Here is a 23,461-nt window from a genome sequence, read left to right on the forward strand (position 1 = left end):
CAAGAAGGAGGACGCCGACATGGGGCGCGTAGAGGGAAAAGTGGCTTTCGTGACCGGAGCGGCACGTGGACAGGGCCGTAGCCACGCGGTCCGGCTCGCCGAAGAAGGTGCCGACATCATCGCTGTCGACATCTGCAAGGACCTCGACACCATCGGCTACCCGATGGCCACACCCGAAGACCTCGAGGAGACCGCACGGCTCGTCGAGAAGCACGGACGTCGGATCATCACCGCCCAAGCCGACGTGCGCGAGGCGTCGCAGATGCGCAGCGCACTCGAGCGCGGCATCAACGAGTTCGGCAAACTCGACATCGTGGTCGCCCAGGCCGGTGTCGCCGGGATGAAAGGTGAACCACAGACCCAGGCCTGGTGCGAGGTCGTCGACACCAACCTGATCGGCACCATGAATGCGGTCAATGCCGCGCTGCCGCATCTCGGCGAGGGCGCCTCGATCATCGCCACCGGCTCGACCGCCGCACTGATGGACATCGCCAAGGTCGACGTCCCCGGCAAGGATCTCGGCGGCGTTGCCTATGTCTTCTCCAAACGCGCTCTGTCCCAGTTCATCCACGAGCTGGCCACGCATCTCGCACCGCGCGGCATCCGCGCCAACGTGATCCATCCGACCAACTGCAACACCGACATGTTGCAAAGTGAGCCGATGTACCGCTCCTTCCGGCCCGATCTGGAGAAGCCGACGAAGGAAGATGCGACTCCCGCGTTCTACGTGCAACAGGCCATGCCCACCCCGTGGGTCGAGCCGGGTGACATCAGCAACACCGTGCTGTTCCTCGCGTCCGACGAAGCCCGCTATGTCACCGGCATGCAGATGCGCGTGGACGCCGGCGGCTACCTCAAGTGGTACGACTGGCACATCTGACCGACAAACGAAACCGCAATCGACTGCCCAGCAACCTCTTTCACACAATCCAAGGAGGACGATCGTGAAGGTTCACATCGATCCCGACCGCTGCCAGGGACACACCCTGTGCGCGATGATCGCGCCCGAGATCTTCGAGCTCAGCGACATCGACGGCCATGCCACACCGGTCTCCGAGGACGTGCCGGAGGGATTCGAGGACAAAGTCCGCGAGGCCATTCGCTCTTGCCCGGAACAGGCGATCTCGGTGTCCGAGTGCGTCAATTCGGCCGCCGAGTGATCGAACGACATCAGGAGACGAGACGATGAGTCCTGACAGCATGACCGACGACGACGCCCGGAAGCGGAAGCGATTCCAGTTCGAACGACACGCGACCGAGTACCGTGAGAAGTTCCTCGAGACCACCCAGGAGATGCATGAGCAGTGTCCGGTGGCGTGGAGCGACACCTATGGTGGTCACTGGGTTGCCGCGAGCAGCGAGGCGGTCTTCGAACTAGCCCGCTGCCCATACGTTTCCAACGATCACGATGTGCGCAACCAGCGCACCGGATACAAGGGCATCAGCATCCCCACCGCCGAGCGAGCGGCGGGCGTGCGCGGCGGAATCCTGGAGATGGATGGGTCCGAGCACAAGTTCTTCCGCTCGATCCTCAATCCGTATCTGTCGCCCGCAGCGGTCAAGCGATGGATTCCGGTCATCGACAAGATCGTCCACGCCTGCATCGACGAGAAGATCGAGAGCGGGCGCATCGATTTCGTCGACGAACTCGCCAACGTCGTACCGGCCGTCCTGACGCTGGCGATGCTCGGCATCCCGGTGGAGAAGTGGGAGATCTACAACGAACCCGTGCATGCCGCGGTGTACACCCCACCGGACTCACCCGACGCACCTCGCGTCGCCGAGCTCCATCGCCAACTCGGCATCGACCTGATCACGAATCTCTTCGAGATCCGGGAGAATCCGCGACCGGGAATCATCAACGCCGTCGCCAACGCGAGCTTCGACGGTGGCGCGCCCGACGACATGGAGTTGCTCGGCATCCTCAGCCTGGTGATCGGCGGCGGCTTCGACACGACCACCGCTCTCACCGCGCACGCCCTGGAATGGCTGTCGGAGAATCCGAGCGAACGTGAACGGCTCAGCGAGGACCGCGACACCCTGCTCGACGCAGCCACCGAGGAGTTCCTGCGGTATTTCACCCCGGCCGCCGGCGACGGACGCACCATCGCCAAGGACTTCGAGGCCGAGGACGGAACCGACTTCCGCGAGGGCGACCGGCTGTGGTTGTCCTGGGCGATGGCCAACCGTGACACCGAGCTTTTCGAGGATGCCAACTCGATCCACCTCGATCGAACCGGCAACCGACACTTCAGCTTCGGACTCGGTGTGCACCGGTGCATCGGCTCCAACGTCGCCCGCACCGTCTTCAAGCGCATGTTGGTCGCGGTGCTCGACCGCATGCCGGACTACCGGTGCGACCCTGCGGGCACGGTGCACTACGACTCGATCGGCGTCATCCAGGGCATGCGGCACCTGCCCGCGACCTTCACTCCCGGCCCTCGGACGCACGCGAGCCTGGCCGACACGCTGGTGGAGGTGCAGAGGATGGTCGACGAGGAGGAGCTGGCCGAACCGCTTGCCCTGGCGAAGGCGAAACAACAAGGGTGATAACGGGTCCCGCCACCTGATGGAAGCCACCCGTACCCACGTGAGGAGACATCGTGCCCAAAGGGCCGGTACGCCCGCTGCCGCAGCTGACCGCGGCCAATGAGTTCTACTGGACCTCGGGCGCAGATGATCAGCTGCGCATCCAGGAGTGCACCCACTGCGCCGAACTCATCCACCCACCGCAACCGGCATGCCGGTACTGCCTCGGGACCGAGATGGGACACCGGATCGTGTCGGGCCGCGGGGTCGTCGCAGGATTCACCGTCAACCACCGCTTCGCGCTCCCGGGCCTGACACCTCCCTATGTGGTGGCCCAGGTGGCGCTCGCTGAGGATCCTCGAATCCGGCTGACCACCAACATCATCGACTGTGATCCCGAGGACGTCTTTCTCGGCATGACGGTGGAGGTCAGTTTCCTGCCCGTCGAAGACGTCTGGCTACCGCTGTTCCGTCCGATCGCCGACCAACCCGACGAACCCGCCGCACTGCCCGCCGACGAGATCGATCCGGCGGACTTCGCCCAGCATGTCCGGCCGATGGTGACGTCGCACAAGTTCGAGGACCGCGTCGCTCTCACCGGCATCGGCATGTCGCAGATCGGCCGGCGCCTGATGCGGCCGCCATTGTCGCTGACCGTCGAGGCCTGCAAGGCCGCCGTCGCCGACGCAGGACTGACGATGGCCGACATCGACGGCATCGCCACCTATCCGGGCGGCGGCAACGTCGGCGGGTTCGGCGAGGGCGGCGTCACGCCGGTGGAGGCAGCACTCGGCATTCGGCCGACGTGGCACAACGGCGGCATCGAGACCTTCGGGCCCGGCGGATCGGTCATCGCGGCCATGCTGGCGGTCGCGAGCGGTTTGGCCCGCCATGTACTGTGCTACCGCACCGTGTGGGAATCCACGTATGGCGAGTTGCTCAAGAACGGTACGATCGTACAGCCATCCGGACGAACGGCGAGCTGGATGGTTCCGTTCGGTGCCACGTCGGCAGCACATACGTTGGCGCAGAACGCACAGCGCCACTTCGCCCGATACGGCACGACCAAAGAGACGCTGGGCTGGATCGCGCTGAACCAGCGCGCCAACGCCGGACTCAACCCGACGGCGGTCTATCGAGAGCCGATGACGATGGACGACTACCTCGCGGCCCGACCGATCACCACCCCATTCGGGCTCTACGACTGCGACGTGCCCTGTGACGGTGCGGTCGCCGTGATCGTGTCGGCGGTCGAGACCGCCGACGATTTGGCACACCCACCGGTCCTGGTGGAGGCGGTCGGCACGCAGATCATCGAACGGATGGATTGGGACCAGAGCACGTTGACCCACGAGCCGCAGGTCCTCGGTCAGTCCGCGCATCTGTGGTCACGCACCTCGATGCGGCCGGACGATGTCGACGTTGCCGAACTCTACGACGGCTTCACGGTGAACTGCCTCTCCTGGATCGAGGGGCTCGGATTCTGCGGGATCGGCGAGTCGAAGGAATTCCTCGATGGCGGCAAGAACATCTCGCTGCAGGGCCAGATCCCGCTGAACACCCACGGCGGGCAGCTCTCGCACGGTCGAACGCACGGCATGGGGCTCCTGCACGAGGCGATCGTGCAGTTGCGTGGAGATGCCGGCGACCGACAGGTCGCCGACGCCCGCGTCGGCGTCGTGAGCAGCGGGGGCCTCACCCCGAGCGGTGTGTTGCTGCTCCGGAGCGCGTCGTGACGGCCGATCCATGGCTCGAGGAACGGCCCGATCCGGTGACCGCTCGCGTCGTCGAGGTCGACGGCGTGCCCATGTCCGGCCTCATCGCCGAGGCACCTGATCCCCGCGGAGTTATCGTCGCCATCCACGGCGGCGCAACGCGAGCCGGCTACTTCGACTGTCCGGGCCACCCGGCGAACTCACTGCTGCGCATCGCTGCTTCGGCAGGCTATACCGCGGTGGCGATTGATCGTCCCGGCTATGGCACGTCCAGGCCCCATGCCGAGGAGATGGACGCGTCGCGTCGCGTGGACCTCGCCTACGGTGCGATCGACGCTTTCCTGGCAGGCCGAGCGCACGGAGCGGGCGTCTTCCTCTGGGCTCATTCGGTGGGATGTGAACTCGCGGTTCGCATGGCCGCCGACGTCGACCGCGGACCTGATCTGCTGGGTCTCGAGTTGTCTGGTACCGGACTCGAGCATCAGGCGAGGGCGCACGAGGTCCTGGGCGATCATGAACGCAACGCTCCCGCAGCCGGTGTGCGGAAGTTGTTGTGGGAGCCGGCCGCACTGTACCCGGCAGACGTCATCGGTGGCGCGATGATCGCCTCCCGGACACCGCCGTTCGAAGGCTCTGCGGTCCGGGCCTGGCCACGGCAGACGTTTCCGGAGCTCGCTCCGGGTGTCCGCGTGCCGGTCCATTTCACCGCCGCCGAACACGAGCGGGTCTGGCGGCGAGACCCCGAGGCGCTCGGCGAGATCGCGGCGCTGTTCTCCGGATCGCCGCGGGTGGTGGTCGACCAGTTCGTCGGGGGCGGCCACAACCTGAGTCTCGGACATACCGCCCGCTCGTATCATCTCGGCATCCTCTCGTTCGTCGAATACTGCCTTGTGCGTCGCACACGCCCCGACCTGCCCACCCTGGACCGCACATCGAGCGGACCCAATCGAACGGAGTAGTACCCATGCGCATCGGATTCATCGGCCTGGGCAGCCAAGGTGGCCCCATGGCACAGCGGATCATCGACGCCGGTGAAGAGGTGACGCTCTGGGCTCGGCGACCCGAGAGCCTCGAGCCCTTCGCGCAATCCGGGGCAAAGATCGTCGGCAGCCCGGCCGAGGTCGGGGCGGCCAGCGACATCGTGTGCCTGTGCGTCGTCGCCGACGATGACGTCCTCGAGGTCGCCGGCGGTGTACTGGAGGGTCTGGCCGAGGGCGGGATCATCGTCGTGCACAGCACCGTTCACCCGGACACCTGCCGAGAGCTGGCCGAGCGAGCTCGGGAAACCGGGGTGCGGATCGTCGACGCACCGGTGAGCGGGGGCGGACGCGGCGCCGAAGCCGGGACATTACTGGTGATGGTCGGCGGTGCCGATGACGATGTGGCGCGGTGCCTGCCGGTGTTCGGAATCTACGGCGAACCGGTCGTGCATCTCGGCGATCTCGGAGCGGGTCAGACCACGAAGTTGTTGAACAACCTGCTGTTCACGGCCAACATGGCCACAGTGGTGGACACCCTCGAACTCGGGAAATCCCTCGGTGTCGAGCCGGGCCGGTTGGCCGATGTGATCCTCAAGGGCACCGCTCGCAGCTTTGCACTGGAATCCATCGCGGCGTCTGGCGGGACGATCGAGCGGATCGCGGCACACGCCGGCAACCTGTTGCGCAAGGATGTGGGCCTCGTCGCAGACATCGCGGGGCTCGAGAAGACCTCCGGTAACGCCACTTTCACAGCCGCCCAGGCAACTCTCGAGAAGATCGGAGCGCTGAGTTCATGAGCGAGGTCGCCGTCGTCGGTGTCGGACGCATGGGTATGCCGATGGTGTCCCGCCTCATCGAGGCCGGGCACAAGGTATCTGCCCTCGCCCGGCGTCCCGAGGTGCATGAACAACTCACCGCCGCAGGTGCCCGTGCATTCGCCGACATCTCCGAGGTCGTCACCGCCGACACCGACGTGGTGCTCATCGTCGTCCTCACCGACCAACAGGTCCGCGACGTCTGCCTTACCGGCGGCCTCCTCGACCAGATGAAGTCCGGCAGCACGGTTGTCGTCCATACAACCGGCAGTCCCAGCACGACCGAAAGTATTGCCAAGATGGGCGCACCACAGGGCATCTCGGTGATCGACGCCGCTGTGAGCGGCGGCCCCCACGATATCGCCGCGGGTACGTTGACCATATTCGCCGGCGGCGACGAGGACACCGTCGACGGAGTCCGCCCGGTTCTGAGCGCCTATTCGGATCCGGTCCTCCACGTCGGCGGCCTCGGTTCGGGCCAGCGCGTCAAGCTCGTCAACAACGCGATGTTCGCGGCGCAGATCGGACTCGTCAGTGCGGGAGTCGAACTCGCCACCCGCCTCGGACTCGACGAAAAAGAGTTGCTCTCGGCGTTGCCGAATGGCAGCGCGAACAGCCGGGCATTGGGCAGTATCGCGAGATATGGCTCGGTCGACGCATTCACCGAGGGCGTGCGGCAATTCGTCGGCAAGGACGTCGACGTGGTGCGCAAGGTGACCGCCGAACTCGGCAGCGACCTCGGACTTCTCGACACGTTGATCACCCGCGTCGGCCTCTGACTCGCTGCCTCGCTTCTCGACGTCGAGTAAGCCCTCCCCTCCGCTGGTCGAGTAAGCCCCCCTTCGCTGGTCGAGCAAGCCCCCCTCCGCCGGTCGAGCAAGCCCCCCTCCGCCGATCGGGCAAGCCCCCCTCCGCCGGTCGAGCAAGCCCCCCTTCGCTGGTCGAGTAAGCCCCCCTCCGCCGGTCGAGCAAGCCCCCTCCGCTGGTCGAGTAAGCCCGCGAGCGCCAGCGAGCGAGCGCATCGAGACCCCTCAGCCTGTGGATGAGAATCCGTCACCTCGTGTGATCTGTCGGACAGTGCTTCCATGACCGCCTACGTCTACATCCTCCAGTGTGCAGATGGCAGCTACTACGTCGGGAGCACACGAAGCCTCGAGCAGCGCGTCGAGCAGCATAACAACGGACTCGGGTCTCGATACACAAGCACGCGCAGGCCCGTACAGCTGCTGTGGTACCAAGAGTTCGAGAATGTCGGCGAGGCATTCGCTCTCGAGAAGCGGCTACAGAATTGGTCGAGAGCGAAGCGTCGGGCGTTGATCGAGGGCAGGTTCGATGACTTGCCTGCCTTGGCGAAGAAGCCCAAGCGCCCCTTGTGATCTCGATACGCTCGTCGCTAGCGCTCCTCACTTACTCGATCAACGAAAATCGTGCCCCACCGCCGGTCGAGTAAGCCCGCGAGCGCCAGCGAGCGAGCGCATCGAGACCCCCACAAGCGATATCGATCGCTTGTGGGGGTCGACCGGCGAGACGAGTCACTTCAACAAGCTCCCGCCGTCGACGGGCAGCGCCACTCCGGTGATGAAGCGGGCTTCGTCAGACGCCAGGAACAACACCGCGTTGCTGATGTCCTCGGGTTCCACCCAGCCGATCGGCAACACGTGCATCATCTGGGCCACGATCTTCATGTCGTCGGGACCCGGGTTCTCCAGATCTGGCCGAAAGAGTTTCATCGTGCCCTCGTTCATGAACATCGGTGTGTTCACGTTCGTCGGCAGCACCGAGTTCACCCGGATGGAATGCTCACCCAATTCGACGGCGAAGCTCTTCATGAGTCCCAGCACGCCGTGCTTGGCGGCGATGTAGTGTCCCGTGTTCGGATAGGCCTTGGCGCCTCCGACCGAACTCGTCAATACGACAGAGCCACCCTGTCCCGACGCCAGCAGATGCGGCACCGCCGCTTTCACCGTCTTCCAGACGCCGGCGAGGTTGACGTCGATCATGTCCTGCCAGTCGGATTCGCTCGTCTTGTCCAACGTCTCTCCGCCGTTGCCAATGCCGGCATTGGCCACCACCACGTCGAGTCGGCCAAGTTGTTCGACGCCACTGTCGACTGCGGCCTTGAGTGCATCGAAGTCTCGGACGTCCACCTCGGCCGCGACGATCCGTCGGTTGCGGCCCTTCACCAGCTCGACCGTTTCAGCAAGATCCGCCGGTGTGGCGGCCGCGATCGCGGAGTCGGCAGTGACCGGTCCGCACACATCGACGGCGATGATGTCCGCACCTTCCTCGGCCAGGCGAACCGCGTGGCTGCGTCCCTGCCCTCGTGCCGCTCCACTGATGAAGGCAACCTTGCCCTCCAAACGTCCCGCCATGATTCCCACCCTTCTCTGTGTGTTGGAGCATTCGTTGGTTATCAGGATCCCTACGCCGGCACCGACACGACGCCGCGCGGGAGGATCATCGGTAGATCGGTGTAGGTGACGATCCCGGGCGGTGCCGCCACCACCGCAGGGATCGCGTTCAACGGTGGCGTGGCGGTCATGATGTGCCCGAGAACCATGAACTCCTCCATGGTCGTCGCCTCGAAGTCCGGCGGCGGCAGAAAACCGACCTTCATCGTGACGGTCGGCCGCCCGGCGACCTCGATGACCCAACCATCCTGGTCGATCTGCCAATCCGGCTGCAGGGTCTGGCCTTTGCGCCACAGCACGTTGATCTCCGCAACGGTCTTCCCGGAGACGATGCCCTTCCAACTGGCGTGGACGCCTGCCACACAACCCGCCGGGATCGTCCACGACCCGAGGTCCAGATCTTCGGTGGTCTGGGCATATTCGGCGTCGCAACGCACCTCGTCGAGCTCGACCCCGAGCGCGTCGGCCACCATGCGCACCGCCTCTCCGAACACCCCGGTCCCCTGCGCCGTCATCGCCTGCAGGTCGGGATGATCGATAGGTTGGCCGAAGCCGACGGGTTTCTCGGTCTCCGGGGAGTCGTAGAAGGTGGTGTCGGCGGCCTCGTTGACGGTGATGCGGTCGACGCGGTCGCAGATGCCGGCCGCGACGATCGACAGCTGATTGACGAATCCGGGACTGATACCGGAACCGAACATGCTCGACCCTCCACGCAGGCAGGCGTCGGCGATACGCGCGCGCCCGTCCCCCTGGTTGTGGCCGGTGATGAAGGAGGCTGTGGCAACGACATTGATACCGGACTCGAGGATGCGGACGAGTTCGTCGACGTCGATCCACATCGGGTTGTAGACCACGACATCGGGTTTGAGCGCAAGAAGATCGGCGACATTGTCGGTCGCCGTCACCCCGAGGGCTCCGACGCCGGCGAGTTCGCCGACATCGCGTCCGACCTTGCCACTCGACCAGGCGTAGCAGCCGACGAGTTCGTAGTCGGGGTTCGCTGCGATCGCCGCGACCGAGCTCCTGCCCACGTTGCCGGTGGTCCACTGCACGACACGGTAGACGTGATTGTCAGCCATGTGAGATGTCCTGTCCCCGGTCAGATCTTGGTGTAGACGGTCTTGGTCTGCAGGTATGTCTCGATTCCTTCGCGGCCGAACTCGTGGCCCCAACCGGACTGCTTGTAGCCACCGAACGGCATGGCGTGGTCGTAGACCATCTGGCAGTTCAGGGTGACTGTGCCGGCCTGCAGGCGTTTTGCCAGAGTGTGGGCACGGCTCACATCATTGGTCCATGCGGTGGCGGCCAGGCCGTAATCGGAGTTGTTCGCCATCGCGATCACTTCGTCGTCATCATCGAACGGAAGCACCGCGACCACCGGACCGAAGATCTCGCGTTGGAAAAGCCGCATCGCGGGGTCGACATCGGTCACGACTGTGGGATGCACGAAGTAGCCGCGCCGGTCCAGACGATGCCCGCCGGTCACCACCTCGACGCCGTCCTTCTTGCCCTCGTCGATGAAACCCATCACGCGTTTGAGCTGCTTCTCGCTGATCAACGGGCCAATGTGGACGTTCTCCTCCTTGGGCCCGCCGAGTTGCAGGCCGTTCGCCACACCGGCGATTCCCTCCACGACCTGCTCATAGACCCCGCGCTGGACGAAGATCCGCGACCCGCAGATGCAGCCTTGCCCGGAATGGATGAAGATGCCCATCGACGCCATGAGGATCGCGGTGTCGAGGTCGGCGTCGTCGTAGATCAGCACCGGGGACTTGCCACCCAGTTCGAGGGTCACCCGCTTGAGGTTCCCGGCCGCGGCGGCAACGATCTGTTTTCCGACGTCGGTGGAGCCGGTGAACGCGATCTTGTCGACGTCCGGGTGCTCGGTGAGGGCCTTGCCTGCCGTGTGGCCGTATCCCTGAACGAGATTGGCGACCCCCTCCGGAATGCCCGCCTCGTCGAGGATCTTGTGTAACAGGACCGCCGACAGAGGGGTCTCCTCGGCCGGTTTGACCACGCAGCTACACCCCGCCGCGAGGGCGGGTGCCAGCTTGGTGGCCCAGTTGAAGACGGGCCCGTTCCACGGGAAGATCAGTCCGACAACACCGTAGGGCTCCCGCAGGGTATAGCCATGGGCGTTGGAGAACAGCTGGGCCACGCCGCCCGTCATCTGGATGTCGTGCGCGATACCACTGATCTTCGTGCACCACCCGGCGTAATACCGGAACATCTCCGCGGCGGTGCCCATGATCGCTTGCGCCTGGTCGACCGGCATCCCGGTGTTGAACGAGTCGAGTTCGGCAAGGTCCGCGGCGCGCTCGTCGATCAGATCGCCGACGCGCCAGAGAATCTTCGCTCGTTCACTGCCGGGCTTACCGGCCCACACGCCCGATTCGAATGCCTCCCGGGCCCTCGCCACGGCCTCGTCGACAGCTTTCACCCCACCATCGGTGAACTCCGCGATCTGTTCCTCGCTCACCGGGTCGATGACCGGGATCACGTCGCCGTAGCCCGGACGCTTCTGGAGATCGTCCACGATCGTCTGTACAACCATCCTGCTTACCTCACTTGTGTCGGGTGTCCTCAGGCGTCAGACCACGAGCGATTCGTGATCGGCCCAATACTGTTGACGCACTATGCGCTTGTAGAGCTTGCCGTTGGGATCTCGGGGTAACGCATCGACGAAATCGATGGCGCGAGGGCATTTGTAGCCGGCGATCCCAGATCGGACGAAGGCCATGAGTTCGGCTGCCAACTCATCACCGGCGCACGCGGGGTCGACGGCTTGCACGACCGCGCGGACCGCCTCGCCCATCTCAGGGTCCGGCACTCCGATGACTGCCACGTCGGCGACGGCAGGGTGTGTCGCAAGGACGTTCTCGGCTTCCTGCGGATAGATGTTGACCCCACCGGAGATGATCATGTGGGCGGCTCGATCGGTCAGGTAGAGGTAACCGTCCTCATCGAGCCTGCCGATGTCGCCGATCGTGCGCCATCCCCTGCCATTTGCTGCCGCCGCGGTCTTGCCGGGATCGTTGTGGTACTCGAACGGGCGACCGCCCTCGAAGTACACCTGACCGGTCTCGCCCGGCGGCAGTTCCTCACCGTCCGGCCCAACGATGTGACACTTCTCCATCGGCCGCCCTACGGACCCGCGATGTGTCAGCCAATCCTGCGAGGTGATGAACGTGGTTCCGATGTCTTCGGTGCCCGAGTAATACTCGCTCACAATCGGCCCCCACCAGTCGATCATGGCTTGCTTCACCTCGATCGGACACGGTGCGGCGGAGTGGACGACACTTGTGAGGCTCGACAGGTCGTGACGCTCGCGTTCCTCTGACGACAACCGCAAGAGCCGGGTGAACATCGTCGGTACGAACTGCCCGGAGGTGACCCGATGTGTTGCGATGAGCTCGAGGCATTGGGTGGCATCGAAACGCTCCATGACCACCACAGTCGCGCCCAGCCGCTGCCATGACATCGAGAACACCAGCGGCGCGCCGTGATACAGCGGAGCCGGACAGAGATAGACCGCTTCGTCGGTGTCACCGGTCATCGCCAGCCCGGCGGCGATCTGCACGGTTGGTGCGGACGGATCGCCGAGAGACGTTCCCGGCAGCGGCTTGCGAACCCCTTTCGGGCGGCCGGTGGTGCCTGAGGAGTAGAGCATCTCGCGGCCCTCATACTCATCCGGCAGTGGGCCGGATGAGGTCTCTCGCAGGATGCTCTCGTACGAATCGAAGCCATCGACGTCACCGGTCACCGAGATCCGAATACCGATCCGACTCAGGTCCAAACCGGCGAGTACATCTGACATCTGCTCGCTCGCCACCAATGCGACGGCTCCACTGTCATCCAGGATGTACTGGACCTCGGCAGAGGTCAGATGTCGATTGATCGCCGTGTAATACAACCCGCTGCGCTGTGCTGCCCAGGTCGCCTCCAGGTAAGCGCGGTTGTTCTCCATGAGAATCGCCACCACGTCACCGACCCGAACCCCCCTGTCCCGCAACGCGCGGGCGAGTTGGCGTGATCGGAGATCGAGTTCGGCGAACGTCACCGTCTCACGCCCGGAACCCATGACGATCGCGGGCTTCGCCGGCGTCCTGTGCGCGTGATGGGCGAGCGTCATCGGCGCGGTGACCACGTCGACACCCCCTTCGCGAGAAGAACTGACTTCTTACTGCATCAGAATGACATTCTTTAATTCGATCGACAAGGGCTTCCCGATCTGATTCCGCATTCGCGCCGCACCTCGATCATCCGTCAGCCGCGCGCCCGGTAAGAGCGACTCTCATTGCTGACCAGCGCAGATGCTTCCTCGACGACCTCGCACTCTCACCGCTCACCTCAACAGACAGCAGTAACCAACATGCGAACCCTGATCGATCGATCAGGAATGTTAGGGTTCGGGAATGGCACAGTCAGCCGGCAGAGGAGACCCGGACTCGGCAACGCGATCCCGTCTCCTCGACGCTACGGCCGCGATCATGTTGAGCGAGGGGTATGCCGCTGCGACGTCGCGGAAGATCGCTGCCAGGGCAGGCGTGAAGCAGGCGCTCGTCTACTACTACTTCCCCACGATGGATGACCTGTTCGTCGCACTGATCCGGCGAGAAGCCGAGGCCATCCTCGAGCGGCAACGTCGCACACTCTCCGACAGCGATCCCCTTCGGACACTGTGGACACTCAACAGTGATCGTCAAGCGGGACGACTCAGCACCGAACTCATGGCACTTGCCAATCACCGCAAGGTGATCGGTGCCGAGTTGAAGGCCCTCGCGGAGCGTATCCGCGACATGGAGAGCGCCGTGGTCACCATGGTCCTCCGCGCACACGGCATCGATCTCGACGACCATCCACCTGTCGTGATGGCCATGGCGCTCAGCAGCCTGGCCCGACTGATGGCCAACGAGGAGGGCGTCGACATGACGCGCGGTCACGCCGACGTCGAGGCCTACATCGAGCGTCTCCTCACGCGCCTGTCGATGGAGCCGCGAACGACGTGAGCGTACGCAACCCCCGCCCCCAGAGGAGCCCGCGAACGAAGTGAGCGTACGCAACCCCCGCCCCCAGAGGAGCCCGCGAACGAAGTGAGCGTGCGTCGCGAAGGGCCGACCCTTCGTGACACCCCTCCGCTAACGCTCCGGGGTTCCTCAGGGACCGGTAAGACTACTCGCAATCCCCCGCCCCCAGAGGAGCCCGCGAACGACGTGAGCGTTCGCAACCCCCGCCCCCTGAGGAGCCCGCGAACGAAGTGAGCGTGCGTCACGAAGGGCACGCGACGATTGGCAGTCGTTTACTATTTCCCGACCATCCGCAGCAGGGCATCGACGATCCGCTCTGCATCGTCAGACGCAGGCTGCGCCTGTCGCCACAGGTGATCGGTCAGCATACCGAGGGTCGCGTGTGCGGCCAGCTGTGCTTCGAGAAGTGGCTCAGCACTTCCTAATTCGGTGAATGGTTCATGAAGCAGCTCGGCGAGCCGGGCACCCACCGACGGCGGCGATGTCATGATTCCGCCGTTCGCGGTGCCCGCGTTCCAGAGCACCGCATGGGTCGTCCGCGCCGATTCGGCATCAGCCTGTGCGAGAACACCGCGCACCCATCGCACCACCCGATCGCGCGGGTTCGTCTCCTTGCTCATCTGATGGGCCAGGTAGTCGTGCAGTCGATCGGCGCCGTCTTCGAGGATCGCCGCGACGAGTTCGTCCTTGGACCGGAAATGGCGATAGAACGCGTCGTTGGAGAGACCCGCCGCCGCAACGATGTCGGCCACCCGTGGCCTGCCGGACTGGCCGGCCGTCGCCATCACCTCGCGACCGGCGTCGATGAGGCGCCCCACCTCCGCCGCGTAGGCGGCCTCGCGGTTCGCCACGGCCCGCGATGCGAAACGCCGTGCGACCCCTGAACCTTCGACCGCAGCCGCGGCGACGGCCACCGCCGGTGGATCACGATCGGACGACATCCGGACCTGCCCAGCACTGCGCCATACCCGCCGCCGCCGCACGCGTCACGAGTTCGATGAGCACCCCATCGGGGTTGCGGCAGAACGCGAAGAACGTGGTGCCGCCGGGTCCGGCGCGCGTCGCCTCGCACACGAATCCGGCCGCCTCGGCCGCCGCGAGGTCGGCATCCACATCGTCCGACCAGTATCCGAGATGATGAACTCCCGACCCTGCTGACCACAGTGTGCCCGGCACCTCTCGGATGACCTCGATGCGTGGCGTCTCGATCGTGAAGGCACACGACATCGACACCGAGAGGTCGCCAGACGGCGTGCCGACACTCAGATCAGAATCGATCGTCGGCCCCCACGAATACCCGAACAGCCCGGCCATCGTCTCGCGCGTGGCCGCGGTGTCGGCGCTGACGATTCCCAGGTGGAAGAGATCCTCGCCGTTCATATCGGCCTCCGAATACGGTTTCGACGATCCAGAATTGCATTCTGTGTCACGAGAACTATATTCTCATTCGAGGAGAGGAGTTGCAAATGGCATGGGATTTCGAAACCGACCCGGAGTATCAGGAGCAACTGGACTGGGCCGCAGAGTTCGTTCGCAACGAGGTCGAGCCGCTCGACCGGATCTGGCCACACGAACAGTTCGTCCCGTTGGACGGTGCACGACGCAAGGCAATCGACCCGCTGAAAGACGAAGTGCGCAAGCGTGGCCTGTGGGCCACCCACCTCGGCCCCGAGCTCGGGGGGCAAGGCCACGGTCAGCTGAAGCTCGCGCTGCTCAACGAGATTCTGGGCCGCTCGTCGTGGGCACCGATCGTGTTCGGCTGCCAGGCACCCGACACCGGCAATGCGGAGATCATCGCGCACTTCGGCACCGACGCGCAGAAGGAGCGATATCTACGTCCACTGCTCGACGGTGAGATGTTCTCGTCGTACTCGATGACCGAACCGCAGGCGGGCGCAGATCCGACGATGTTCGAGACGCGGGCTGTCCAGGATGGCGACGACTGGATCATCAACGGGTGGAAGTACTTCTCCTCGAATGCGGCGACGGCGTCGTTCCTGATCGTGATGGTGGTGACCAACCCAGACGTCAGCGCGTACAAGGGCATGTCGATGTTCCTGGTGCCGACCGACACACCCGGGATCGAGATCGTCCGCAACGTCGGCCTCTACGGCGAGCCGATGAACGGCGGCTCACACGCACTGATCCGCTACAACGACGTACGGGTACCCGCGGAAGCGTTGCTCGGTGGCGAGGGGCACGCATTCGCAATCGCCCAGACACGGCTGGGTGGGGGCCGCATCCACCACGCGATGCGGACGATCGGACTTGCCCAGAAGGCTCTGGACATGATGTGCGAACGAGCATTGAGCCGCGTGACGGCGGGAAGCAAGCTCGCGGACAAGCAGTTCGTCCAGGGCTACATCGCCGATTCGTACGCGCAACTCAAACAATTCCGGCTGTTCGTGCTCTACACCGCCTGGGAGATCGACAAGTACCAGGACTACAAGAAGGTTCGTAAGGACATCGCCGCCGCCAAGGTGGTCATGCCGACGGTCTTGCACGACATCGCCTGGCGCGCCATGCAAGTCCACGGAGCGCTCGGCGTCACCAATGAGATGCCGTTCCTCACGATGATCCACGGCGCCGGGGTCATGGGGTTGGCCGACGGACCGACCGAGGTGCACAAGATGACCGTCGCGAAGCAGGTCCTCCGCGACCACTCCCCGACGGACGACATGTGGCCCACCCAATGGATTCCGAAACTGGAAGCCGACGCACGCGAGAAGTACGCCGAGTTCCTCGAACACGAAGTAGGTAACCAATGATCGACATCGAACGCCTTGCCGATTGGATGGACGGCACGGGACTGCCCGGCAAGGGCGAGCCCATCGAGGCACGATTCCTCTCCGGTGGAACGCAGAACGAAATCTACGAGATCCGCCGCGGCGAGGAACGCTGTGTCATCCGTATCCCACCAGCCGCGGCGCCGGCCGACCGGGACAAGGGCATCCTCCGCGAGTGGCGCATCATCGAGGCGCTCGACGGAACCGACGTACCGCACACCACCGCGATCGCGGCGTGTGACGACACCTCCGTGCTCGGCCGGGCCTTCTACCTGATGGGCTTCGTCGACGGCTGGTCCCCGATGGATCACAAGAAGTGGAAGGAACCGTTCACCAGCGACCTGGCGCTGCGTGCCGACCTCGGCTATCAGCTCGCCGAGGGCATCGCACTGCTCTCCAAGGTGGATTGGCGCGCAAAAGGACTCGACGACCTGGGGCGTCCGGACGGATTCCACGAACGTCAGGTGGGGCGGTGGACCTCCTTCTTCGACCGCATCAAGGGCCGCGAACTCGACGGTATGGACGTCGCCACGCGCTGGCTGCAGGAGAACCGTCCGATCGATTACATTCCCGGCCTTATGCACGGCGACTATCAGTTCGCCAACGTGATGTTCCGGGAAGATGCGCCGGCACGCATGGCCGCCATCGTGGACTGGGAGATGGGCACCATCGGCGACCCGAAACTCGATCTCGCGTGGATGGTGCAGAGCTGGCCCGAGGACACCATGTCCGAATCCGCGTCGACAGTGAGCTATGTCGACCTGCGCGGCATGCCATCTCGCACCCAGATGGTGCAGCACTACGCGGAGGTGTCGGGACGGCAGGTCGACGACCTCGACTACTACCTCGTGCTGGCGAAGTGGAAGCTGGCGATCGTCCTGGAACGTGGATACCAGCGGGCCGGGGATGATCACAAGCTTCAGGCCTTCGGTTCCATCGTGCCCGACCTGATGCGGTCGGCCGCCGAACTCGCCGAGTCGACGGAGTACCGCTCATGACCACCGCCACAGACGAGCTCATCAGCGAGCGCCACGGCGACATCGTGGTACTCACCCTCAACCGCCCCGACGCGCGGAATGCTCTGACCGGCAGCCTGATCCGATCCATCGGTGATGCCTTGATCGCTGCCGAGAGCGACCCGGGCACCCGGGCCATCGTCCTGACGGCCAGCGGAGATCGGGCATTCTGTGCGGGCATGGATCTGCGGGCGTTCTCCGAGGGCAGCGACATCGGGGGCGGCGCAGACCCAGGCACCGGGGGCTATCACCGCCTCGCCCGGGGCGAGACATCAATTCCGGTCATCGCCGCGGTCAACGGTGCCGCCATCGGCGGAGGTCTCGAACTCCTCCTCGGATGCGACCTCATCATCGCGTGCCGGGACGCGCGATTCGGGCTTCCGGAGGCCAAGCGTGGACTGTTCCCCGGCGGCGGCGGCACAAATATCGGGACTCGAATCCCGCTCAGCGCCGCGTTGGAGATGACCATGACCGGCGAATTCATCAGTGCCCAAAGGGGCTATGACCTCGGACTGGTGAATGCGGTGGTCGACGCCGACGACCTCATGGCAACTGCCCTCGATTACGCGCGCCGCGTGGGCGCATCTGCACCGTTGAGTCTGGCCGCCTGCAAGGAGTTGGTGCGGCTGGCCGTGACCGACCCGACGAAGGTCACCGGGCGGCTGTCGCATTGGCACTCCGTGGTGTTCACCAGCAAGGACGCGATCGAGGGGGCGACCGCGTTCATGGAGAAGCGGGAGCCTCAGTGGAAAGGCCACTGACGTGATGCTCCGAGCGGCGGTGTGCGAGCGCCACGGTCCTCCGGAGAATGTGACAGTCACCGAGATCCCTTCAGCCACTGTCGAGGCCGGTCAGGTGCGGGTCCGGGTCGAGTACGCCGCGGTCAACTTCCCCGATGTGCTCGTCGTCGCCAATGACTATCAGATCAAGGTCCCGACGCCGTTCGTGCCCGGAAGCGAGTTCGCGGGCGTCGTGACCGAAGTCGGGAGCAAAGACACCGGGTTCGCAGTCGGTGACCGGGCGATGGGGACAGGGCTGTTCGGCGCCTTCGCTGAGGAGGTGGTGACCGAGACGCGTTCACTCAGCCATGTTCCGGAGGGCATCGACACCCGCCTGGCGGCCGCGGCCGGCGTCGCATACCGCACCGCCTACCACTCACTACGGTCCGTTGCCCGGATCAAAGCGGGCGATCCGATCGTGGTTCTCGGCGCCGGCGGTGGCGTGGGCCTCGCGGCCGTGGGCCTGGGTCATGCTCGCGGTGCTGAAGTGATTGCCGTGGCTTCGTCGCAGGAAAAGCTCGACGCAGCGAAGCAGCACGGAGCGACGGGGCTGATCAATCACCGAGAGACTGATGTGCGTGCCGCCCTGAAGGATCTACTCCCCCAGGGTGCGGCCGCAGTGATCGATCCGGTCGGTGGCCCTCTGTCGGAACCAGCCCTGCGCTCGTTGCGTCGCCGTGGCCGATTCGTGACGATCGGCTTCGCATCGGGCGAGATTCCGCGAATCCCACTCAACCTGGTTCTGGTCAAGGGGATTCAGATCGTCGGGTTCCAATTCGGCGACATCGCGGCGGACGAGTTCGCCCGCAACGACGAAGAGCTGCGAGAACTTCTCACCTCCGGTCGGGTCGTACCCCACGTGGGCGCGGAGTTCTCCCTCGACGAGACCGCGTCGGCCCTGCGCACGGTCGCCGACGGGCGGGCCGTCGGGAAGATCCTCCTCCGCGCCGAGAGCGCGACATGACCAGCGAGGAGACCGCATGAACACGACTGCTGTCATCACCGGTGCTGCGGGCGGCATCGGTGCCGCCACCGCATATCGATTGTCGGCGACCGGCACGCGCTGCGTCGTCGTCGACCGCAACCCGCTTGTCGAGGAAGTGGCCACCGCCGTCGGCGGAATCGCGGTGGTCGGCGACCTCGCCGACCCCGCGACGTCCGAGGCAGCCGTCACCGCGGCCGGCGACCACCTGGACATGCTCGTGCTGAACGCCGGGATGAATTGCGTGGACAAAGACCTGGCGACGCTCGATCCCATCCGTTATCACACGGTCGTCGGAGTCAATCAGCACGCCGCGGTGTGGGGACTACGAGCTGCGTTGCCGGTGATGCGTCGCCAAGGCCACGGCTCCATCGTCATCACGGCCTCGCTGGCAGCGTTGCGAGGTGTCGAGCAAGACATCGTGTACACCATGACCAAGCACGCGGTCATCGGTCTCGTCCGCGCAATGTCCGGCACGCTGGCACGTGAGGGGATCAGCCTCAACGCCGTGTGCCCTGGCCTCGTTGACACACCGTTGACCGCAGCCGGCCGAGATGGGTTCAACGCCGCCGGAATTCCGATGCTGACGGCCGATCAGGTTGCCGAGGCCGTCGAAGGCCTTCTCCTCGGCGAGCGATCAGGGACCGAGCTCGTCGTTCAGCTGGGTCAGGTACCCACTCCTTACGTCGCGGCGGCCTTACCCTGATCGATCCAACGGCGTCCGCTGCGTTCCCGGCCATGGCGCCCCTCCGCTGATCGAGTAGACGACGAGCGGCAGCGCGGAGACGTATCGAGATCACCACCTCCACATCGGGTCTCGATACGCGACTCACTCCGTTCGCTGCCACTCGACCAGCGGGTAGGGTTACTCGACCAGCGGGTCGGGCCACTCGACCACCCACCGCTGATCGAGTAGGCGCCGAGCCGCCAGGCGAGGCACCGTATCGAGATCACCACCATCACATCAGGTCTCGATACGCGACTCACTCCGTTCGCTGCTACTCGACCAGCGAGCGGGGCAACTCGACCACCAACCGCTGATCGAGTAGACGACGAGCGGGTAGGGTTACTCGACCAGAGGGTTGGGCTACTCGACCAGCGACTTGGCCACTCGACCGCCCACCGCTGATCGAGTAGGCGCCGAGCCGCCAGGCGAGGCACCGTATCGAGATCACCACCATCACATCAGGTCTCGATACGCGACTCACTCCGTTTGCTGCCACTCGACCAGCGGGTAGGGCCACTCGACCAGCGACTTGGCCACTCGACCAGCGGGGCTCTGCTTGCTAGCCGGCGGGCATCAGATCGCGCGGTGGTGCCGACGCCTGATTCGTTGTGGTCCGGAAGAACTCGACGCTCGACACCGATGCCGGATCGACATGGGCTGCCGCAAATGCCTGCCGCTTGAAGGCCTGTGCGGCGACACTGAGCCGATGCGAGATCGTCAGACAGCGTCCGTCGAGCTCTGTCGGCATCTCGTCGCCCCACAGCTTCACATCGACGAGGCCCTGGTCGATCGATGTCATGGTCGCCGACCGTAGACGCTCCTCGGAGGCAAGGACTTTCGGCGAGATGGCCACCGCCTGCGGCCACGGACCGATCTTGCGCTGGTCGAGCGATTCTCGCGAGACCAGTGAGCTGCGCAGGTCGAAAAGACTGGCACCGAGGATCTCCAGCGGTCGGGTCTCGCCGTCCTCGGCGACGTGGACCGACACATCCCAGCCTGCCATCGACTGGTCGAACAACCAGCCACCCGCGTATTCGATCGCCTCCAGTGGGTCGGCAGCGAGGACGGCTAGGCGGTAGCGGAGGGGACGTCGGCGCGCGACAGCTCGCGCTCGAGTGATCTCGCGTACTCCCGGAAGACTCTTACCAGCGGAATTGACGGGTCCAGCAGCCATGATGTTTCCATTCCATTGATGAAGGCGATGACTTCCACGGCCTTGTCGGCCGCGTCCAGGTCGGTACGGAATCGCCCGTCGCGTTGGCCGCGCCTGATACCGTCGGCGACGGTCTCGACTGCCGCGTGATAGCGGAACAACAGCCGATCGTGTAGTGGAGTGTCCGGCTCGAGGTTCTCCGCCTGCAAGACGGTGAACATGCGAACCTGTTCCGGCGAGCGCTCGAACCGCTGTGCGACATTCTCGAGTTGCTCGAGAATGTCACCTTCGCGATCGGCGTGCTGGTCGTCGTCGGCGTCGCGGAGCTCCAGGACTGCGTGGAGCAATTGGGCCTTCGACTCGAAATGATGCAGGAGACCTGCGGGCGTGACGCCCGCCTCCGCCGCGATCTGGGCCAAGCTCGTATTGCGCCATCCGTTCCTGGCGAGCATTCGCTGCGCCACCTCGAGGATGCGCTGCTTGCGCTCCTCACCCTTGGTGAGAAGCGCGTCGTACGGGCGTGTTCCAGTCACCTGACTCCACTAGTTGATCTGCGATTCGCCGTTCGGGGGCTGCCCGAATCCAACCTAGTGAACACATAGTAGGTAGGTTTGCCGAATGTGACAAGGGTCTCATCTGTCAATAATCGATGTAGACGTCACAGGGCTACTTTCAACCGCCGTCTCACTGAAAGAGAATGACACTTGTGATGCCGAGAGTGCTATTCTCGCTGGACAGACCCCACGTCAACGATGTCTTGAGGTGAGAGTGCGCTACATCTACCACTATCCGGAGACCAACGGACCTGACGGTGACCTGTTCGCTGCCGGCCGGCTCAAGGACGTTGCGGTCGCAGTGGAACGCGCGGGATTCGATGCGTTCTCCCTCAGCGAGCACCCCGCTCCCGGTGCCCGATGGCTTGCTGCCGGTGGTCATCAGACCTTGGATCCCTTCGTCGCCCTGGGGTACGTGGCAGCCGCGACCGAGCGACTCTGCGTGCTGACACACCTGGCGGTTGCCCCATACCGCAATCCCCTACTCCTGGCGAAAGCCGCCTCCACCCTCGACGTCCTCTCCGGCGGGCGGCTGATCCTCGGGCTGGGAACCGGCTACCAGAAGAGTGAATTCCACGCGCTCGGCGTCGACATCGACAAGCGCAACGCCCTGTTCGACGAGGCCCTCGACGTGCTGCCATTGCATTGGAGTGGTCAGTCGTTCAGCTATCAGGGCGAGCACTTCAGCGCCCGGGATGTGATGGCTCGTCCCCGACCCATCCAATCACCGATCCCCATCTGGATCGGCGGGAATTCACGACTCACGCGGCGCCGCGTCGCACAGCGGGCGCAGGGGTGGATGCCGATGACCGGCGGGGCGCAGCTGAGTTCGACCGCTCGGACGCCGATGCTGGGAACCGACGTCGAGTTGGGCGACGCCATCGCCGAACTTCGTTCAGCCGCGGACGCGGCGGGCCGCACCGAACCGATAGACGTTCTGTACTCCTATCAGGATCACGGACTTGCCACGCCTGCCGTCGACGCCGATCGACACCGAGAGACCTTCGCGGCGCTCGAAAAAGCCGGCGTCACCTGGATCGTGGTGTCGAGCGGCACGACCGGACAGCCGGCGACGACCGAATGGCTGGACGCTTTCGGCGCAACCTATCTGTCCTGACCTGACGGGAGACCTCCGCCATGGGATGGTTCGAAGAGCGCAGCGGCCTGAATGGCGCGGTTGCGGTGATCACCGGCGGCGCTGGTGGGCTGGGTGAGGCGATCGCGGTGGATCTGGCCGCGAACGGCGTTCGGCCGGCGGTCATCGACATCGACGAGGCGGCCGCGGCGACACTCCGCCGCGGCTTCGCCGCACGGGGAGATGACGCCATCGTGCACTGCGCAGACGCGCGCGATCCAGAGTCACTGGAGAAGCTCGTCACCGCCGCGGTCGAACGCTGGGGGCGTCTCGACATACTCGTCAACATCGTCGGCGGGACCTTCCGGTCCCCCTTCGTGGACAGCACCCCCAAAGGCTGGGAGGCGCTGCTGCGCACCAATTTCCACCACGTCTTGCATGCCTGCTCACTTGCGGTCCCACGGATGCAGGCGACCGGACGCGGCGGCAGCATCATCAACATCACCACGATCGAAGCTCACCGCGCGGCACCGGGATTCGCCGTGTACTCGGCGGCGAAGGCAGCCGTCGAACAGTTCTCGCGAACCCTCGCGGTCGAGGTCGCACCTGATCGGATCCGAGTCAACAACGTCGCGCCGGATTTCGTACCCACACCGAATCTCGCGAAGTTCGGACAGGGTGCGATCCCGGCGATGGCCACGCCGGAAGGTGCCCGAATCGCCATCCCGATGGGACGTCCTGGCGAGGTGACCGACGTGTCCAACGCGGTGGTGTTCCTGGCCTCCGGGCTGTCGAGTTACATCACCGGGACGACCGTGCATCCGGACGGTGGGACGTCCGCATCATCCGGATGGTTCAACTGGCCAGATCACGGTTGGGCGAATTACGCGCCGACGTGACCCGCACTCAAAT

24 protein-coding genes are annotated in these 23,461 nt (G+C 64.9%); 16 read left to right on the plus strand and 8 right to left on the minus strand.

The window, feature by feature from the left end:
- The first annotated feature begins 19 nt into the window (after positions 1-19).
- From AC4AMJ_RS18485 to AC4AMJ_RS18520, 8 genes are all read left to right on the plus strand, one after another.
- A complete protein-coding gene (locus tag AC4AMJ_RS18485) occupies positions 20-880 on the plus strand; it encodes a mycofactocin-coupled SDR family oxidoreductase (RefSeq protein WP_489899568.1) in 861 nt (286 codons plus the stop codon).
- Between the two features lie 64 nt (positions 881-944).
- Positions 945-1,160 carry a ferredoxin gene (locus AC4AMJ_RS18490; protein ID WP_489913787.1) on the plus strand — a complete coding sequence of 72 codons (216 nt, stop codon included), beginning with the start codon at positions 945-947 and terminating at the stop codon, positions 1,158-1,160.
- Between the two features lie 25 nt (positions 1,161-1,185).
- Complete coding sequence (locus AC4AMJ_RS18495; RefSeq protein WP_489899566.1) at positions 1,186-2,550, plus strand: cytochrome P450; 1,365 nt, start codon at positions 1,186-1,188, stop codon at positions 2,548-2,550.
- Between the two features lie 53 nt (positions 2,551-2,603).
- Positions 2,604-4,265, plus strand: a complete 1,662-nt coding sequence (locus AC4AMJ_RS18500) for a thiolase C-terminal domain-containing protein (RefSeq protein WP_489913789.1) — start codon at positions 2,604-2,606, stop codon at positions 4,263-4,265.
- Positions 4,262-5,203, plus strand: coding sequence for an alpha/beta fold hydrolase (locus AC4AMJ_RS18505; RefSeq protein ID WP_489899564.1), 942 nt, complete (start codon positions 4,262-4,264; stop codon positions 5,201-5,203). The genes AC4AMJ_RS18500 and AC4AMJ_RS18505 overlap by 4 nt, the downstream gene beginning before the upstream one ends.
- Before the next feature lie 5 nt (positions 5,204-5,208).
- Positions 5,209-6,021, plus strand: coding sequence for an NAD(P)-dependent oxidoreductase (locus tag AC4AMJ_RS18510; RefSeq protein ID WP_489913791.1), 813 nt, complete (start codon positions 5,209-5,211; stop codon positions 6,019-6,021).
- Positions 6,018-6,818 (plus strand): NAD(P)-dependent oxidoreductase, encoded by an 801-nt coding sequence (locus AC4AMJ_RS18515; RefSeq protein ID WP_489899562.1) that lies wholly within the window; start codon positions 6,018-6,020, stop codon positions 6,816-6,818. Before AC4AMJ_RS18510 ends, AC4AMJ_RS18515 begins: the two co-directional genes overlap by 4 nt.
- A gap of 306 nt (positions 6,819-7,124) precedes the next feature.
- Positions 7,125-7,415, plus strand: coding sequence for a GIY-YIG nuclease family protein (locus tag AC4AMJ_RS18520; RefSeq protein ID WP_489899561.1), 291 nt, complete (start codon positions 7,125-7,127; stop codon positions 7,413-7,415).
- Between the two features lie 156 nt (positions 7,416-7,571).
- Here AC4AMJ_RS18520 and AC4AMJ_RS18525 read toward each other — a convergent pair whose 3' ends face one another.
- The 4 genes from AC4AMJ_RS18525 to AC4AMJ_RS18540 are packed head-to-tail and all read right to left on the minus strand — an operon-like array spanning position 7,572 to position 12,582.
- Positions 7,572-8,411 (minus strand): mycofactocin-coupled SDR family oxidoreductase, encoded by an 840-nt coding sequence (locus tag AC4AMJ_RS18525; RefSeq protein WP_489913793.1) that lies wholly within the window; start codon positions 8,409-8,411, stop codon positions 7,572-7,574.
- Positions 8,412-8,461: 50 nt separating this feature from the next.
- On the minus strand, positions 8,462-9,529 hold the full coding sequence (locus tag AC4AMJ_RS18530) for an NAD(P)H-dependent amine dehydrogenase family protein (protein WP_489913795.1): 1,068 nt from the start codon (positions 9,527-9,529) through the stop codon (positions 8,462-8,464).
- 20 nt (positions 9,530-9,549) lie between these two features.
- Entirely contained in the window at positions 9,550-11,004 is a 1,455-nt protein-coding gene (locus AC4AMJ_RS18535) for an aldehyde dehydrogenase family protein (protein WP_489899558.1), read from the minus strand.
- Positions 11,005-11,040: 36 nt separating this feature from the next.
- Positions 11,041-12,582 (minus strand): acyl-CoA synthetase, encoded by a 1,542-nt coding sequence (locus AC4AMJ_RS18540; protein ID WP_489918464.1) that lies wholly within the window; start codon positions 12,580-12,582, stop codon positions 11,041-11,043.
- 283 nt (positions 12,583-12,865) lie between these two features.
- Between AC4AMJ_RS18540 and AC4AMJ_RS18545 the strand changes: the two genes are divergently transcribed.
- Positions 12,866-13,459, plus strand: coding sequence for a TetR/AcrR family transcriptional regulator (locus AC4AMJ_RS18545; protein WP_489913797.1), 594 nt, complete (start codon positions 12,866-12,868; stop codon positions 13,457-13,459).
- A gap of 293 nt (positions 13,460-13,752) precedes the next feature.
- Here AC4AMJ_RS18545 and AC4AMJ_RS18550 read toward each other — a convergent pair whose 3' ends face one another.
- Positions 13,753-14,418 (minus strand): TetR/AcrR family transcriptional regulator, encoded by a 666-nt coding sequence (locus tag AC4AMJ_RS18550; RefSeq protein ID WP_489913799.1) that lies wholly within the window; start codon positions 14,416-14,418, stop codon positions 13,753-13,755.
- Positions 14,402-14,857 carry a VOC family protein gene (locus AC4AMJ_RS18555; RefSeq protein ID WP_489899555.1) on the minus strand — a complete coding sequence of 152 codons (456 nt, stop codon included), beginning with the start codon at positions 14,855-14,857 and terminating at the stop codon, positions 14,402-14,404. The genes AC4AMJ_RS18550 and AC4AMJ_RS18555 overlap by 17 nt, the downstream gene beginning before the upstream one ends.
- A gap of 86 nt (positions 14,858-14,943) precedes the next feature.
- Here AC4AMJ_RS18555 and AC4AMJ_RS18560 point away from each other — a divergent pair, with 86 nt between their 5' ends.
- The 5 genes from AC4AMJ_RS18560 to AC4AMJ_RS18580 are packed head-to-tail and all read left to right on the plus strand — an operon-like array spanning position 14,944 to position 19,746.
- On the plus strand, positions 14,944-16,245 hold the full coding sequence (locus AC4AMJ_RS18560) for an acyl-CoA dehydrogenase family protein (RefSeq protein WP_489913801.1): 1,302 nt from the start codon (positions 14,944-14,946) through the stop codon (positions 16,243-16,245).
- Positions 16,242-17,261 (plus strand): phosphotransferase family protein, encoded by a 1,020-nt coding sequence (locus tag AC4AMJ_RS18565; RefSeq protein ID WP_489913803.1) that lies wholly within the window; start codon positions 16,242-16,244, stop codon positions 17,259-17,261. Before AC4AMJ_RS18560 ends, AC4AMJ_RS18565 begins: the two co-directional genes overlap by 4 nt.
- Positions 17,258-18,040, plus strand: a complete 783-nt coding sequence (locus AC4AMJ_RS18570; protein ID WP_489913805.1) for an enoyl-CoA hydratase/isomerase family protein — start codon at positions 17,258-17,260, stop codon at positions 18,038-18,040. Before AC4AMJ_RS18565 ends, AC4AMJ_RS18570 begins: the two co-directional genes overlap by 4 nt.
- A gap of 4 nt (positions 18,041-18,044) precedes the next feature.
- The gene (locus AC4AMJ_RS18575) at positions 18,045-19,022 is read left to right on the plus strand and encodes an NADPH:quinone oxidoreductase family protein (protein WP_489900763.1); all 978 of its coding nucleotides are present in this window, start codon (positions 18,045-18,047) and stop codon (positions 19,020-19,022) included.
- A gap of 16 nt (positions 19,023-19,038) precedes the next feature.
- Entirely contained in the window at positions 19,039-19,746 is a 708-nt protein-coding gene (locus tag AC4AMJ_RS18580; protein WP_489913807.1) for an SDR family oxidoreductase, read from the plus strand.
- A 580-nt stretch (positions 19,747-20,326) separates the two neighbouring features.
- Here AC4AMJ_RS18580 and AC4AMJ_RS18585 read toward each other — a convergent pair.
- Positions 20,327-20,770: a hypothetical protein gene (locus AC4AMJ_RS18585; protein WP_489913809.1), complete on the minus strand. Its 444-nt coding sequence runs from the start codon at positions 20,768-20,770 to the stop codon at positions 20,327-20,329.
- Between the two features lie 65 nt (positions 20,771-20,835).
- The gene (locus AC4AMJ_RS18590; protein ID WP_489899549.1) at positions 20,836-21,453 is read right to left on the minus strand and encodes a TetR/AcrR family transcriptional regulator; all 618 of its coding nucleotides are present in this window, start codon (positions 21,451-21,453) and stop codon (positions 20,836-20,838) included.
- A 235-nt stretch (positions 21,454-21,688) separates the two neighbouring features.
- Between AC4AMJ_RS18590 and AC4AMJ_RS18595 the strand changes: the two genes are divergently transcribed.
- The gene (locus tag AC4AMJ_RS18595; RefSeq protein WP_489913811.1) at positions 21,689-22,591 is read left to right on the plus strand and encodes an LLM class F420-dependent oxidoreductase; all 903 of its coding nucleotides are present in this window, start codon (positions 21,689-21,691) and stop codon (positions 22,589-22,591) included.
- A gap of 20 nt (positions 22,592-22,611) precedes the next feature.
- Positions 22,612-23,448: an SDR family NAD(P)-dependent oxidoreductase gene (locus AC4AMJ_RS18600; protein WP_489913813.1), complete on the plus strand. Its 837-nt coding sequence runs from the start codon at positions 22,612-22,614 to the stop codon at positions 23,446-23,448.
- Positions 23,449-23,461: the final 13 nt, after the last annotated feature.

The sequence above is a fragment of the Gordonia sp. LMA484 genome, assembly GCF_058129505.1.